The organism is Micromonospora rubida (assembly GCF_009908295.1).
GTDB lineage: Bacteria > Actinomycetota > Actinomycetes > Mycobacteriales > Micromonosporaceae > Micromonospora > Micromonospora rubida.
Genome location: NZ_JAAALO010000018.1, coordinates 1 through 14,650, shown reverse-complemented (window position 1 = coordinate 14,650; position 14,650 = coordinate 1). Strand labels below are relative to the sequence as shown.

Here is a 14,650-nt window from a genome sequence, read left to right as displayed (position 1 = left end):
GTCCATGTCCAAGCGCGCGCCTCGTCGATTCAGCCGGCGTCGGGTCCTGTCCACGGGCGGCGTGCTCGCGGCCACCGCGACGGCAATGCCATCGGTGCTGCTGACCGAGTCCTCCCCAGCCCGGGCGGAGGCCCCGGCGTACGACCCCGAGCAGCGGTTCGTCCAGCTCGTCGGCGGCGGCAACGGGGTGATCTACGCGATCCAGGCTGACGGTGCCCTGCTGTGGTACCGGCACTGGGGCTGGCAGACCGGCGTGACCGGGTGGGCCAGCGGCTCCGGGCGGAGGATCGGCACCGGGTGGAACCAGTTCCGCACCGTGCTGGGCAGCGCCGACGGGTCGCTCTACGGGGTGCGGGCCGACGGCACGATCCACTACTACCGCTACGTCTGCACCAACTACACCACCGGGGTGGGCTACTGGAGCGGCAGCCGGCAGATCGGGGCCGGCTTCCAGCGGTTCCCCCGGCTGTTCGGCTTCGACGGCGCGATCTACGGGGTGGACGACGCCGGCGACCTCTACGGGTACCAGTACGACGCGGGCACCGGGAAGTGCACCGGCGGTGCCCGGATCGGTCGCGACTTCAAGAGCTACCAGCTGCAAGGGGACGCGTCCGGGGTGATCTTCGCCCATCGGCACGGGGACATCTACTGGCACCGGCACCTCGGCGGCGGGGCCTGGGCCAAGGGATCCGGCTACCGGATCGGGCGCGGCTTCGGCGAGCTGACCCACCACGGGCTCGTCTTCGCCGGCCAGGGCGCGATCTACGGCGTCACGCCGGGCGACCCGACCCTCCGGGCCACCGGGACCCTGGTCAACTACCGGCTGACCAACTGGGCCACCGCCGGCACCGACCAGAAGGCGAGCTGGGTCAACGGCGGCTCCGGCCGGACGGTCGGCAGCGGGTTCACCGTCCAGGCGCAGGCCGCCCTCCAGGGGTACGCGCTGCAGCAGAGCTTCACCGCCGGCTCGACGGCCCGGGTGGCGGTGTCCAGCACCTACCCGACGTACACCGCCTCGGTGGTGCGGGTCGCGCCGAGCAGCGACGCACCCGTGGTGGTCGGCCAGCCCGTGACCGTCGACGGCGGGGTGCAGCCGCTGCCCGTCGGTTACCTGCGCGACGGCTGCGGCTGGTCGGACACCGTCCGGCTGCCGGTCTCCGAGGACTGGCCCTCCGGCCTGTACGCCGTCCGTCTGGAGGGGCCGCACCAGTTGCGCCGGCACGTGCCGTTCGTGGTGACCCCGCAGCAACCGGTCAACGACATCGCGGTCCTGCTGCCGACGAACACCTACCACGCGTACAACACCTGGGGCGGGCACAGCCAGTACTGCGCGGACCTCACCGGCATCCGCACCCTGTCGCTGCGCCGGCCGTCCACCGAGCACCACGTCGAGGAGACCGGCAACCTGGAGCACACCATGTGGTCGGACGTGCTGCTGATGCGCTGGATGACCCGCCAGGGGCTCGCCTTCGACTGCTACACCGACGGCGACCTGCACGCCTCGGACTCCTGGCTGACCAGCTACCGGGTGCTGGTGCTGGGCAGCCACCCCGAGTACTGGTCGGAGGGCATGCGCCAGAGCCTGAGCGACTACCAGGCCGGCGGCGGCCGGGTTATCTACGCCGGCGGCAACGGCCTGTACGAGCGGGTCCGGTTCAGCGAGGACGGCAGCGCGGTCAGCTTCCGCACGCCAGCGAGCCAGCGGGACACGTTCAACGCGCTCGGCCTGCCCGCCTCGCTGCTCCTGGGGACGAACTACACCAGCGCGAGCTGGTTCACCTTCGCCCCGTACGCGGTGGTCAGGGACCATCCGCTGCTGGCCGGCACCGGGCTGACCGTCGGCAGCCAGTTCGGCGTCAAGGGCACCAACGGCGCGGCCAGCGGCTGGGAGACCGACGCGATGCTCGGCCTCGCCGGGGAGGCCACCCCGGCACAGGTGATCGCCCGGGGTCAGAACCCGTCCGGCGGCGCCGCGATGGTCCTCATCAAGCGGTCGAACGGCGGGTTCGTCTTCAGCGCCTCATCGATCACCTTCGCCGGGGCGTTGGACTCCGACCCCGCGCTGTCGCGGATCTTCCGTAACGTGTTCACGCTGGCGCTGGAGGATGGGCCGGTGGTCCGCCGTACCAGGGCGCCGATGCGGCGCACCGCGCCCGCGCCGGCGCAGCCCGAGCCGACGCCGCTGGAGTGAGTGCCGCCGTGACCGTGGGGCCCGTGTTCGATCTTCTCGTGCTCGGCGGCCTGGGGGTGGACCTGCGGGTACGCGTGCCGCACCTTCCGCTGCGGGCCGCCGACTCCCACACCGTTCCCCCGATCGACCTGCGGGTCGGCAACACCGGCACCGGGGTGGCGCTGGCCGCCCGCGCGCTCGGCCTGCGGGTGGCGGTGGTCGACGTGCTCGGCGCCGACCCGGAGGGCGAGGTGGCCCGGGCCGCGCTGGACCGGGCCGGGGTGCACACCGTGCTGGCCGTGGCCCCCGCCGGGACCCGCCGGTCGGTGAACCTGGTGGACCCGGGCGGCCGACGGATGTCCCTCTACGATCCCCGCCCGTGGCAGGGGCCGCCGCCGTTCGCACCGGAGCGGCTGACCGCACTGGCCCGGGACGCGGCGCACGTGCACGTTTCGATCATGGACTGGGCGCCGCCCCTGCTGCCCGCGCTGCGCGCCGGGCTGCCGGCCGGGGTCGGTCTCTCCACCGACCTGCACGACTGGGACGGCGACAACCCGTACCACCTCCCGTTCGCCGACGTGGCCGACCTGGTCTTCGTCAGTGGCGTCCGGCTCGGGGAACGGGCCGGGGCGGTCGCCGCCGCGCTGGCGCCCCGGACCACCGTGGTCACCCGGGGCGCGGACGGCGCGGAACTCTTCGTCGCCGACGGGCCGCCCGCCCGGGTGCCCGCCGCCGCGCCGCCGGGGCCGGTGGTGGACACCAACGGCGCCGGGGACGCGTTCGCGGCCGGCCTGGTCGCCGCCCGGCTGCGCGGCGCGGGGCTGGCCGAGGCGGCGGCGTACGCGGCCCGGGTCGCGGCGGCGGCCTGCGCGCACGACGGCATGGAGTACCCGCCGGGGCTGCTGCCGCCCGGGTGAGCGGCCCGGCCGGGGTGGGCGCGCGCGACCCGGCCGGCCGGGTCGCGCCGGTGGTCAGACCGCCCCGGTGGAGCCGTCGGTCAGCTCGCGCAGAATGTCGGCGTGGCCGGCGTGCCGGGCCGTCTCCTCCACCATGTGCGTCAGGATCCAGCGCAGGGAGACCTCGCCGAGCTGCGGCTGCGGCACCACGTGGTCGAGGTCGAAGCGCGCGGCGACCGCGCGGGACCGGGCGCAGGCCCGCTCGTAGCCGGCCAGGAGGGACCGCACCGTGTCGGCGTCGTCGAGGATGAAGCTCGCCGCCGCCGCCTCCTCGGTGGTCGGGCAGACGTCGCCGGGCTCCGGGGCGAGCAGGTAGGGAAACCAGTTCCGCTCGACCAGCGTCAGGTGTTTCACCAGGCCGGCGAGGGTGGTGAGGGAGGGCACCAGCCGGCGCCGGGCGTCGGCGTCGCTGAGGCCGCGCAGTTTGCGCGTCACGGTGGCGCGGTGGAAGTCGAGGAAGGATTCGAGCACGGCGCGCTCGTCGCCGGTGCGGGCCAGCACCGGCCCGAGGGTGGGGTCGATCGCGATCTCCGCCATCTCCGGACTCTAACTGTCACCCCCCGATCACGCTGCCCACAGCTTTGCGCCTCGGGAGCGCGCCGCAGGGCGAGCGCGGGCCGGTAACTCCTGCGGGGCGGCGGTCGCCCGGGCAGGATTGGGCGCATGGCAGCAACGGTAGAGATCCCGCTGGCGGGCGGCACCGCCGACGGGCAGGCGGTCACGGTCGAGCTGGACAGCAACGGCCGTCCGCCGTTGACCCACCACCACCTCGGCGAGCACGGGCTGGCCGAGGCCGAGATCTACGAGCTGGAGTCGGTGGCCGAGGGCAGCCGGGGGTGGCTCTACCGGTGGCGGGGGTCGGCCGTCTGACCGCCGGGCGCCCCGGTCGGACGAAGCCGGCCGCCAGCCCGGTCCGGCAGCCGCGACGAGCGCAGGCTCTCCAGCACCGCGCCGGTCACCTGCGACGTGCCCCGGGCCTGGTCGCAGACCTCGGCCACCCGGCGGGCCGTCTCCGCGGCGCGGGCCTCCCGCTCGTCCCACAGCCGGTCCACCTCGGCCAGCAGCGGCCCCTCCACCTCCCGCTCCACGCCGCGCAGCGCCGGCACGCCGAGGCGCTGGGCCAGGTCGAAGACCTTCCCCGCGTACGGCAGAGGCAGGAACGGGGTGCCGACCATCGCGGCGAAGATCAGGAAGTGCAGCCGCATGCCGACGGCGAGGTCGAAGTGCCGCATCAGCCCGAGCACCTGCCGGGGCGAGTAGTCGCCGTGCAGGATGCGCCCCCGCTCGGCGGCGGTCATGTGCGACATCACGCCGTGCGAGTGCCGGATGTCGTCGCGTTCCATGGGCACGAAGAGCACGTACGCGTCGATGCGGTGGATCAGGAAGTCGGCGATCTGGGCGATCAGCCGGTGGTAGCCGTCGATGTCGAGCCGCTCGGCGGCCCGGCCCGGCTCCCGGACGCTGAGCCCGACCAGTCGCCGGCCGGCCGGCACCCCCTCCTCGCGCAGGAACCGGTCGGGGAACTCCTCGGGCTCCAGCAGGAACGCCGGGTCGGCGGTCACCGTGATCGGGTTGATCAGCCCGGCCTCCTCCAGCACCATCCGGGACTCCTGGTCCCGCACGGTCACCTCGGTGGCGCCGGCCAGGGTCTCCCGGACCATCCCCGTGTCCACCCCGTCGCTGAGCGGCCCCACCCCCACCGCGTACGTGAGCAGGGGCAGGCCCCGCTCCTGGGCGACCCGGACCACCCGCAGGTAGCGGCGGGCCTCCCGGTCGTAGAGGATGCCGCCGCCGCCGAGGATCAGCAGGTCCAGCTCGGCCAGCACCTGCGCCGAGTCGACCCGGCTGACCCCCTCCCAGGGCACCGCCTCCACGTCGGGGTGGGCCCGGGCGGTGTGCTCCGGGTTCCGGGAGAAGACGATGATCCGCGCGTGCGGCTCGTGCGAGCGCAGGTCGGCCAGGAGGCCGGTCAGGATCGCCTCGTCGCCGAGGTTGCGGCCACCATACGAGCCCAGCACGCCGATCGTCAGTGCGGTGCGGTCCCCCATCGCCTCGCTCCTCCCGGTGTGCGTCCGGCCTCCCGGTGTGCGTCCGTGCGTCCGGTCCTCCCGGTGCGCGTCCGGGCAGGGTTCCCGCTGGGTACGGGGGCACACCTGGGACGGTCAGCCCGGTCCGGGCGGGCGATCGGCTTGCTCACCGGGCTGACCGGTTCGCTCATCTGCTGGGCGGTGACCCAGCGATCTCGAACGCGCCGGCCGGTAATGCCGTCAGCGCCTTCCGCCGGCGGGTGACCGACCGGCGCCCTGGACGACGTCGCGGTAGCCGGCGAAGGCGAGCTTGGGCCGGTAGGTGTCGGTGACGATCCCCAACGTTGCGGTGGGTTGGTCGGAACCGCTGTCCGCGTCGCGCAGGCTGAACAGCTCGTACTGGGCGATGTTCAGGGCTTCCCGACGGGCGACGATCACGTCGAGCATGTCGGACAGTGAGTCGCGCTGCCCCTGCTCGGTGCGTGGCGCCCCGCTGGGACTGCCGTTCTCGACCACGTGGATCGGAATGCGGGGCGGGATGCCGGCGCGCGGTAGCGAGTGGTTTCGTAGGTGGTCGAGGGCGTGCGCGGTGAGGGATGCGACGTCGCCCGGCCGGCCGCGCGGGGCGACGGGCGAGAAGGCGTCGGGGTACAGGCCCAGGCCGACGTAGTCGACGTGGTCCGCGAAGTCCCGCCGCGGCAGGGTGGACAGGTATGCCCAGAACGCGTCGTCGCCGCCCAGCCATTCCGCCGGCTCGGCGACGGAGAACCCGACCCGTACCCCCTGCCGGTGCCGTCGGTCGAGCGCGGCGCGCGCGTGCGGTACGCCGAGGGTCAGGGCCTGGAGAACGCCGGGGGCGCTTCCGTCGATGAGGGGGATCGGAAAGTTGGGTTCGAGCGTCACCTGAAGGCACCGCGTCAGGTGGCCGTAGCGGTCGATGACGGTGTCGAGGAAGGCCAGCCATCCGGGGATGTCGGCGGTCCGGGGGAGGTAGCTCACCACGAGGTCCAGTTCGCGGCCTCCCTCGACGTACCACTCGTCGGGCATCGTGAGGTGGGCGAGGTCGTGGTCGGCACCGAGCGAGGTGACGACGTCGGGCGGTGTGTCGTCGCCGAAGAAGTGCACGTACTCGCGGACGACGAACGGCCGGCCGCCCGCGAGGTCGTCGACGAGGGCGCGGATCGCGGTGGGATCGGGCGGGTACGAGCAGACGGTGCCGGCCCGTCCGCCCGGGTAGATGCCGAACTTCATGCGTCGGTCCCCCCTGGTCCGTCGGGCTCCGCGTGGGGCCAGTCGATGTCGCGTGACCGGATCCGCGCCGCCAGGATCCTGATCCAGCCCGCCTCGGCGGCGACGACGTTGCGCCAGTAGGCGACTTCGAGCATGTACGCCTCGGGCATCCCGGCGGGCTCCTGCCGCAGCGCCGTCAGCCTCTCGCCGAGGCGGGCGGCGCGGTCGTCCAGGATCGACGCCGCGTCGGCGGCCGGGAGGATCGCCAGGTAGGCCACGGCCATGACGAAGTCCTGGGAGGCGACCTGGGCGTCGCTGAGGCCCTCCACGACCCTGCGGCTGAAGTCCTCCAGCCCCGCCTCGGTCACCTCGTACGCCGTGCGTGGCGGCCGATTTCCCATTCGTTCGGGGGCGCGGGCGGCGACCTGGCCGGCCCGCTCCAGCGTCTTCAGCAGGGACGTGACGGTGCTGCGGGTCACCGAGAGATCCCCGTACCGGTCGCGCAGGCGTGTCGTGAGGTCGTAGGCGTGTGACGGCTGCTCGACGAGGAGCCCGAGCAGCGGCAGCACCAGGCTGTTCCGGGAGGCGTTCAGGGGCATCGGGACAACCTGATAGGCGTATACGCCTAAACGCAACCTCGGATCCGGCCCGGGGACCTCGACACCGCACTCGACGCCCGAGGCCCGACGCCGGCCCCGGTCGGGCAGGCCACGGTCAGGCAGGCCCCGGTCAGGCAGGCCACGGTCAGGCCGGCTCGCGGACCTGGGTGGTGAGGAACGGGATCACCGCGGCGGGCAGCGCCGGCGAGGCGACGACGTCGTAGTGGGTGAGGCCGGGCAGCACGGCCAGCCGCGACGCGGGACGGTCGGTGCCGTCCCAGCCGGCGTCGCGGTGACCGCCGCCGAGCAGCCCGAAGAACTCCGCCACGTGGCCGACCGGGATCGAGTCGGCGTCGGCGAAGACCAGCAGGGTGGGGTTGGCCAGGGCGGCCACCTCGGCCGACCAGTCGTACTCGCGGCGGAGCAGGTCGCCGGTCTTGGCCCAGAGCGCCGGCCAGTCCTGCGGGCGCGGGGCGATCCGGGCGTACAGCTCGTGCGGCGGGGTGCCCCGCATCCCCTCGCCCGTCCGCTCGTCCTGGGTGTCCATCGCGGCCAGCACCTCCGGGTACCAGCCCTGCCGACGGCAGGGGGCGGAGACCACCACCAGCCGGCGCACCAGGTCCGGGTGCTGGATCGCGATCCGCAGGGCGACGCCGCCGCCCAGCGAGTAGCCCAGCACGTCGGTCTCGCCGAGGCCGAGGTGGCGGATCAGCGCCGCGACGTCGTCGGCCATCGACTCGTACCGCAGCGGGCGGTCGACGTCGGCGGTGCGGCCGTGCCCCTGGAGGTCGACCCCGATCACCCGGCGGCGCCCGGCGAGGGCGGGCAGGACCGGGGCGAACATCTCCACCGCGCCGTACCCGCCGTGCAGCAGCACCAGGGGACGGCCGGCGCCGTGCACCTCGTACCACAACCGCAGGCCGTTGACCTCCGCGTAGCTCACCAGGGCACCTCCCGCTCGTCCGGCCACTCGCCCCGATCCAACACCAGTCGTACAAAATCGCGGCGCGGATCGCCCCGGCCCCTCCCCCGGCGGCGTCCAGTGGGCCGCCACCCGCCCTGGATCCGGGGTCGGCCGGGACGACGGGGGCAAGCCACCGTGGGCGGGTCCGCCGACGCGGTCACCGAGGGCAGTGGGATGCCGGCCGGAATCCCCTGCTATCCCGGCCGGACACACGGGTCGGTGATCGTGTAGGTCGGGCTCTGCGCCGTGCGGCCGTCCACCGCGGTCGCCCGTACCGACCAGGTCAGCGCCGACGCGCGCAGCCCTCCGACGGTCACCCGCCCGGCGGACCCGTCCACCGTCATGGCCCGGGCCGACGTGCGGCCGCCGGCAGGTGTCCAGCGAACCTCGGCGCCGCCGAGCGTGGCACTGCCGGTGGCCTGCACCGCAAGGCTGTACGTCTCCGCACCGCACCGCACCCGCGCGGCGGCGGAGGCCGTGAACGGGGCGGCGACCTGCGGTGCGGTGGTCGGCCGGGGCACGGTCGGCGGCCTGCTCGGTGCCGTGGTCGGTGCCGGTGCGGCGCCACCCGGCACGACATCGGGCGGTGTGGGCGCATCGGCCCCGGCAGCCCCGTCGCCGTCCGCCGGCCCGGCGACGGGGCCGGACGTCGCACCGCCGGCGCCGGCCGGAGCTGGCGGGTCGGCTTCCGTGGCAGTGACGGACGGCAGCGGCGCGGCGGGGGGTGCCGCCGGCTCCCCGGCCGGTAAACCGAGCACTTCGGACACCGGTTGGCCAGAGCCGTCCTGGCCTGCGGTCGGGCGACCGGGGGCCAGTGCCCAGGTGCCGAGCACGGCGATGAGGATCAGCAGGGCCGCGGACGCGGCCAGCCTCCGACGGCGACGGTCGCGGTCCGACCGCGAGGTCGCCCGCACGGCGTGCGCCACCCCACGCGGCACCGCCGCACCGCCCGAAGATGCCGCCGCATTGCCCGGGGACACCGCCGCACCGCCGGCCGCCGACGTGTGCCCCTCGGCCGGTCCGTCCGCCGGCTCGGCGTCGCCGGGACCAGGAGGGTCGTCGGCCGCCGGGCCGGCCGGGACCGCACTCGCCGCGTCGGCCGCCGGGCCGGCCGGGACGTCGGTCGCGCTGACCTCGGCCAGTCTCGGCCACACCGTGTCGGCGACGACCAGGAAGGCCGGTGCCGTGTACGCCGACAGCAGCGCGGCCGGGCTGAGCTGTTCCCGCCGGAGCAGCCCGCACACCACGCAGCCCTCGATGTGCCGCGAGACCCGCTTGCGCAGGGTCGGGGTGAGCCGGCCCTGCCAGCCGTCGATCAGGCCGGCGAGGGTGGGGCAGTCCCGGGCCCCGGTACGGGCCACCAGCAGCGCCCCCAGCGCCCGTTCGAGCTGGGTGCGGGCGCGCGACAGGCGGGCGTGCGCATGGTTGGCGGGCACCCCGAGGGCCGCGCCGATGTCGGCGGACGACAGGTCGTGGCGGATGGCCAGGTGGACCACCTCGCGGTCGCCCGGGTTCAGCGCGGCGGCCGCGGCGTGCACCAGGTCGCGTACCTGCTCGGCGTTGACGCCCGTGGCCGGGTCGACGGTGTCGGCCACCGGCTCGTCGGCCTCCTCAAACGGCAGGGAACGGGACCGCTCCCGGAGCTGCCTGAGGCACTCGTTGCGCACGATCGCGTACAGCCAGGAGCGCAGCCGGTCAGGCTCGCGGAGCTGGTCGATACGCTGGCTGGCGGTGAGGAACGCCTCGTGGACGGCGTCCGCGACGGCCTCCGGCTCACGGAGCATGGTCCGGGCGTACGTGTACAGCCGGTCGGCGTACCGCCGGTACATGCCCTCCAGCCCGGCCCGCTCGCCGCGACGCACCGCCTCGACCAGCGCGGTGTCGTCCTGTGCCGCCGTGTCCATCGTGTCCCCCGCTGCTCGTCAACGGTGCCAGTAAAGCCGCGAATATTTTTCTCCGGAACTTTCTGTTGGCATCCCGACCCGACCGCGCTCCTACCGGTGTCGAACACCTCTAGAAAAGGAAGACACCATGCGAGAAGGATCGAACCGGAACCGTTGGTCGCGTCGAATCGCCGCCGTGGGCGGGGGCGCGCTGAGCGCGCTAGTCCTCGGCCAGGTGGCCCTCACCGGGCCGGTCGCGGCGGTGCCCGGCCTGAGCCTCAAGACCGTGACCGGCCCCAGCAACAGCGTCGCGAAGTCGCAGAACGCGACCTGTCCGGCCGGCACCAAGGTCATCGGCGGCGGCGGCGCGATCACCGGTTCCGGCCTCGGGCAGGTCGGCATGGACATCATGGTGCCGCTGATCGGCAGCGACACGTACTCGGTGACCGGCCGCGAGGACGAGAACGGCGTGGCCGGCAACTGGGCGGTCACGGCGAACGCGGTGTGCGCCCCGTTGCCCCCGGGCCTGGTGACCGTCTCCGGCAGTTCGGCGCCCAGCCTCGGCACGTCGAACTGGTTCGAGAAGTCCTGCCCGGCCGGCAAGCACGCCATCGGGGTCGGTGGCGCGGTCGTCGGGGCTTCGAACAGCGAGATCGTCCTCGAGGATCTGCGCATCAACCAGAACAGCGTCGTGGTGGCGGGCGCCGAGGACGGCACCGGCTTCGCCGGCACGTGGTGGTTGGACGCCACCGCGATCTGCGCCGACCCGCTGCCCGGTGAGCAGCGCGTGATCGACGACAGCGTCTACAGCTCCACCGCCACCCAGTCGGTCACCGCCACCTGCCCCGCCGGCACCCGCGTGCACGGGGTGGGCGGCGAGATCCTCGGCGGCGAGGGCCAGGTGCGCCTGACCGAGATGCGGGCCACGTCCTCGACCGTCGTCACCGTCCGCGCCGCGGAGGACGAGAACGGCTTCAGCAGCAACTGGAAGGTACGCGCGTACGCCGTCTGCGCGAGCTGACCGGCAGGTATCCGTGGTCCCGCGCCGGACGCCCGGCGCGGGACCAACGGGTCGCCGGTCGTTCGAGGATCGACGAACTGGGACGGGCCGTCGGCGCGTCCGTTCTTGCGCCCACGTCACCATCACCGTCGCCCACGCGTTTGACAGTGCAAACCACTCCAGCTCCGACCGTTCGGCACACCGGAGCCACGCCCTCGACCTGGCCTTGGACTCGGGTCACCCGCGTGGCTCCACTCTTCTGACCGCGACCAATCAGACGAATACCCAGGTCATGCCCGCAAAGCCGAATAATCGGCCCCAGAAGCGCTGTCGCAGAGTAGCTACCATCCAGCTGCCGACGTCAGTCGCACCGGGGAGGGCGCGGATGCTGGGGACCACGAGGAAAGCCATGACAACGATGAGCATGTGGCGTAGAAGCCTGTGGCGCTACCGGGTCACCACAGCGGGCATCGCATTGACGTCCTTCGGAGCCGCCACGGCCCTGAACGACCTGCCCACGGTGGTCAGCGGCGTGGCGGCGACTGCCGGCTGCCTCGTTTCAGTGCTGGAAATCCGGGCCAATCGCCGCCGGGCGCGGTTGGTGCGATTCCAGTCGCGAGACGGCGACAATTACCGGGATCTGGCCAGCCAGTTTCGGAAATTGGGAGCAGTCGTAGAAAGCGCACATGATGTTGGCGTAGTAATGGCAAGGGAGAGCGTGCGGCTGCGAAGCCGGCCCGTGAGAGCCGAGATTGCGAGCTCGCCCTATCAACTTCCTCGTGAGCTCAAGAACTGGTCGTTCGACTTCCTGGCCCGGCGGGCCCGGATGGCTGCGATGTACAACGGCGAGATACTTGGGCTTGCCTCTGATTTACCGCCCGATGACGACGACGTGGTCGTGAAGCTCCGGACCGGCCGTTACTTCGACTTTTTCTGCAGCAATCTGCTGGCCCCATTCGATGTCTGGGAGACCGGCCGCAAGCTGCCCATTCTCCGGGGAAGGGAACTGATCCTCGATCAGCACGACCGGCTGACGACCTTCCGGCGCAGCCGACTCGCAAACACGGTCGGCGTGTCGACGCTGGCCTTCACCACGGATGGTCAACTGATCATCGTGGCACAGGCAAAGGACAACGTCGGCAGCCCTGGCCTGTTCGCCCCATCCAGTTCCGGCGCCCTCGAACCCTGCGATGCACCACAGGACGGAGCCGGGCTGACGATCGGGCGGATCATCCTCAACGGCGCCGAGCGGGAATTGCGGGAAGAATGCAATATCAGCTCGGACGAAGTCAAAGAGAGCCACATCGTGGGACACGGCCGATGGATCAGTCGCGGTGCCATGCCGGAGTTTTGCGCCGTCACCCTTCTTCACCTCACCAGCGACCAGGTGCTCGACCGAGCAATCCGGCGAACGGAACGCCCGTACGTCTGTGAGGTACTGGCGGTGGATCTGTCGCCGATCGCCAGGTGGAATCCCAGGAAGCCGCTGGCCATGCTGCCGGACAAGATCAGCCTTTCGGCGTCATGGCCGCTGGCCTTCGGCCTGGCATGCCTGGCCGAGTCCATCAACGATCCGTCGTGGCCGGTGCGGCAGGAGCTGACGAGGCGGCTGACCCAAGAGGCATCTCACGCATCGGACGAGTCGGCGAGAGACAGCCACGCGGTGGACGTATAGAGCCCCCTGAGCCCCGTCGCCCAGCGGCCCGACGATCTCGCCCGCGCCCGGTCGGGGACCTACCCTTCGGCCCCTATGGAGCCGCGTCCACGCTCCCGCTCCATCGACAGCACAAACGGGGCAGCTCCATAGGGGCCGAAGGAGGGTAGGCCGACCCAGCAGGGGCCGACCCAGCAGGACCGATGCTGTCGGCAGCGCGCGCATCCCCTGGGGCCTGCCAAGCCGGAGACCCTCACGACTTGGCCAGGGCGGCGTGATCCCGGAACCCCCGGGTCTGTTCAGCCGGTCGTGCTGCTCAACAAGCCTGACGGCAGCATGCGGGGGGCGGTGCGGGGTCTGGACCTGTTTTGCGGGGCCACCGCCGCGTTCGGGATCTGATCTCCGCGAGGCTTGCGCCAACCCCGCACGATGAGCCGGTGCCCCGCACTGGACTGGTTGTCCGACAGATCCTGCTGACCCTCGGATCCCTGCTCACCTGCTTCGTGGCGGGAGGCGCGGCAGGTGCCCTCTACAGCCGCGGCCTCAGCTTGCTCGTCGTCGTGCTCAGCACAGTGTTCATGCTGCTCGGTCTCTTCGGCATGGGGATGGTCTGGTTCATCGGCGAGGACCAGATGGACGTCGAACCGGAGTGGATCGTGCCGATGACGATCGCTTCGATCTGCCTGCTCGCCGTCGCCCCCATCGGCGTGGACCTCGCCTACCTCGAAGTGTTCGGGGAGCGGGTGGCCGTCGTGGTCACCGAGGACGGCTCCGGCAAGTCCGCACCCGGCACCCACCAGGCGGTTCGGGTCGCCACGGTCGCGAGCGGCGAGGACGTGGGCGAGCTGGCCTACAGGTCCGAGCATGATCTACAGGTCGGCGACAGGCTGGAGGCGCTGGTCGATCCACGAGGTTGGTTCCTGCCGGACACCATGCAGTCCTACCCGCCTCTACGCAATCTGGGGTACGGCTTCACCGGCACCGGACTCGGCCTGCTCCTCCTGATGACGGTCTTGCGTACGCGTCGGGACCTGCGGCGCTATCGGCTCACCGGCACGCGACTGCCCCACGAGCAGCATGTGCAGGAGCTCAAGATGCGGGAGGATCCGCCGGAATTCGACCCGCCTGACTCGGGCGGTGTGCTGGAGCGCGCCGACCACGGCGGTGACTCCGGCGGCTCCGGTGGTGACTCCGGCGACTGAGGCGGCGCGCCTCAACGGGAGAACAGCGGCAGGAGGGGGCAGTCATGGGCCAGGTGGAGGAGGCCGCGGCCGGCAGTCACGCGCCGCTGCAACTGGGCGAAGCGGCCTGCCTCGCTCCCACACGATCGCCGTCACAGCGAACCGGTGGTAGCCTTCGCTTGCGCCCCAGATGGGCCTACCCCCCGGAGGTTCTGGCTACTTCAGCCGCCACGCCGAGATCGACGCGACGTATGCGTTCCTCGCGCGGGATCCGGGGCGTCGGTGTCTCGGGGTTTGTCATCGGTGCGGCTGGTGGACGCCGTGGGCTTCCGGTCGGGTCTTCGGATCGAGACCGAAAAGACGGTAGGAATGACAGTCACATTCAACCACACCATCATTGCTGCCAGGGACAAGAACGCGTCGGCCGCGTTCTACCGGGAACTGTTCGAGCTTCCGGAGGCACCTTCGTGGGGGCCGTTCGTCAATGTTCTGCTGGATGAGGGTGTGCTGCTCCAGTTCGCCGAGCCGCCGGTGGACATCCAGATGCAGCATTACGCGTTCCTCGTCGACGATGAACTGTTCGCGCGATGCCTGGCGTATATCGAGGAGCGAGGCATCACGTACTGGGCCGACCCGCAGATCAAGCGGCCGGGGGAGACCAACACCGAGCATGGCGGTCGCGGGGTCTACTTCAAGGACCCCGCAGGTCACGCGATCGAACTGATCACACGCCCATACCTGTAGCCCTGCCTGCAGTCAAGCTCCTGCAGGTGGATGAAGAACGCGCGCAGGTGGTCCCGGTCGACGTCTTCCCACTTGGCCGAGGTTGGTGGGGAGTTCACCGCGCTTGCTGGCCATGGCCGGGTCACGTCCGCGCTGGTGGTGTAGGAGACGGCCATCGCGGGATCCGGTTTGATGCTATGCGGCGATCGGGGCCGGGGCGGTGTGCTCGACGTCGTGTTGGTCTGGTTCGACGATGACGAGGC

General features: G+C 72.1%; 14 protein-coding genes. 7 read left to right on the top strand and 7 right to left on the bottom strand.

Features of this window, described 5'->3' with window-relative positions; all coding sequences use genetic code 11:
• Nucleotides 1-4 precede the first annotated feature (4 nt).
• Both GVV04_RS31165 and GVV04_RS31160 read left to right on the top strand, forming a co-directional pair.
• A complete protein-coding gene (locus GVV04_RS31165) occupies nucleotides 5-2,191 on the top strand; it encodes a N,N-dimethylformamidase beta subunit family domain-containing protein (protein ID WP_161692593.1) in 2,187 nt (728 codons plus the stop codon).
• A 23-nt stretch (nucleotides 2,192-2,214) separates the two neighbouring features.
• On the top strand, nucleotides 2,215-3,087 hold the full coding sequence (locus tag GVV04_RS31160) for a carbohydrate kinase family protein (RefSeq protein ID WP_161692592.1): 873 nt from the start codon (nucleotides 2,215-2,217) through the stop codon (nucleotides 3,085-3,087).
• Nucleotides 3,088-3,141: 54 nt separating this feature from the next.
• Here GVV04_RS31160 and GVV04_RS31155 read toward each other — a convergent pair whose 3' ends face one another.
• Nucleotides 3,142-3,663, bottom strand: coding sequence for a DinB family protein (locus tag GVV04_RS31155; protein WP_161692591.1), 522 nt, complete (start codon nucleotides 3,661-3,663; stop codon nucleotides 3,142-3,144).
• A gap of 126 nt (nucleotides 3,664-3,789) precedes the next feature.
• On the opposite strand from GVV04_RS31155, the gene GVV04_RS31150 reads away from it, so the two are divergent.
• Nucleotides 3,790-3,996: a hypothetical protein gene (locus GVV04_RS31150; protein ID WP_161692590.1), complete on the top strand. Its 207-nt coding sequence runs from the start codon at nucleotides 3,790-3,792 to the stop codon at nucleotides 3,994-3,996.
• On the opposite strand, the gene GVV04_RS31145 is transcribed toward GVV04_RS31150, so the two are convergent.
• From GVV04_RS31145 to GVV04_RS31125, 5 genes are all read right to left on the bottom strand, one after another.
• Nucleotides 3,969-5,174: a polysaccharide pyruvyl transferase family protein gene (locus tag GVV04_RS31145; RefSeq protein WP_235967280.1), complete on the bottom strand. Its 1,206-nt coding sequence runs from the start codon at nucleotides 5,172-5,174 to the stop codon at nucleotides 3,969-3,971. The genes GVV04_RS31150 and GVV04_RS31145 overlap by 28 nt on opposite strands.
• 219 nt (nucleotides 5,175-5,393) lie before the next feature.
• Nucleotides 5,394-6,404, bottom strand: coding sequence for a hypothetical protein (locus GVV04_RS31140; protein WP_161692589.1), 1,011 nt, complete (start codon nucleotides 6,402-6,404; stop codon nucleotides 5,394-5,396).
• Nucleotides 6,401-6,982: a PadR family transcriptional regulator gene (locus GVV04_RS31135; RefSeq protein ID WP_161692588.1), complete on the bottom strand. Its 582-nt coding sequence runs from the start codon at nucleotides 6,980-6,982 to the stop codon at nucleotides 6,401-6,403. Before GVV04_RS31135 ends, GVV04_RS31140 begins: the two co-directional genes overlap by 4 nt.
• 145 nt (nucleotides 6,983-7,127) lie before the next feature.
• A complete protein-coding gene (locus tag GVV04_RS31130; protein WP_161692587.1) occupies nucleotides 7,128-7,925 on the bottom strand; it encodes an alpha/beta fold hydrolase in 798 nt (265 codons plus the stop codon).
• A gap of 215 nt (nucleotides 7,926-8,140) precedes the next feature.
• Nucleotides 8,141-9,850 (bottom strand): RNA polymerase sigma factor, encoded by a 1,710-nt coding sequence (locus GVV04_RS31125; protein WP_161692586.1) that lies wholly within the window; start codon nucleotides 9,848-9,850, stop codon nucleotides 8,141-8,143.
• A 127-nt stretch (nucleotides 9,851-9,977) separates the two neighbouring features.
• Between GVV04_RS31125 and GVV04_RS31120 the strand changes: the two genes are divergently transcribed.
• The 4 genes from GVV04_RS31120 to GVV04_RS31105 all read left to right on the top strand — a co-directional run bounded on the left by GVV04_RS31120 (nucleotide 9,978) and on the right by GVV04_RS31105 (nucleotide 14,408).
• Nucleotides 9,978-10,850, top strand: coding sequence for a hypothetical protein (locus tag GVV04_RS31120; protein ID WP_161692585.1), 873 nt, complete (start codon nucleotides 9,978-9,980; stop codon nucleotides 10,848-10,850).
• 364 nt (nucleotides 10,851-11,214) lie between these two features.
• Nucleotides 11,215-12,504, top strand: coding sequence for a hypothetical protein (locus GVV04_RS31115; RefSeq protein WP_161692584.1), 1,290 nt, complete (start codon nucleotides 11,215-11,217; stop codon nucleotides 12,502-12,504).
• A gap of 416 nt (nucleotides 12,505-12,920) precedes the next feature.
• Nucleotides 12,921-13,685: a hypothetical protein gene (locus GVV04_RS31110; RefSeq protein WP_161692583.1), complete on the top strand. Its 765-nt coding sequence runs from the start codon at nucleotides 12,921-12,923 to the stop codon at nucleotides 13,683-13,685.
• Between the two features lie 282 nt (nucleotides 13,686-13,967).
• Nucleotides 13,968-14,408: a VOC family protein gene (locus GVV04_RS31105; RefSeq protein ID WP_328822672.1), complete on the top strand. Its 441-nt coding sequence runs from the start codon at nucleotides 13,968-13,970 to the stop codon at nucleotides 14,406-14,408.
• On the opposite strand, the gene GVV04_RS33730 is transcribed toward GVV04_RS31105, so the two are convergent.
• Nucleotides 14,372-14,650, bottom strand: a 279-nt coding sequence (locus GVV04_RS33730) for a hypothetical protein (RefSeq protein WP_235967278.1), incomplete at its 5' end; no start/stop codon positions are given. The genes GVV04_RS31105 and GVV04_RS33730 overlap by 37 nt on opposite strands.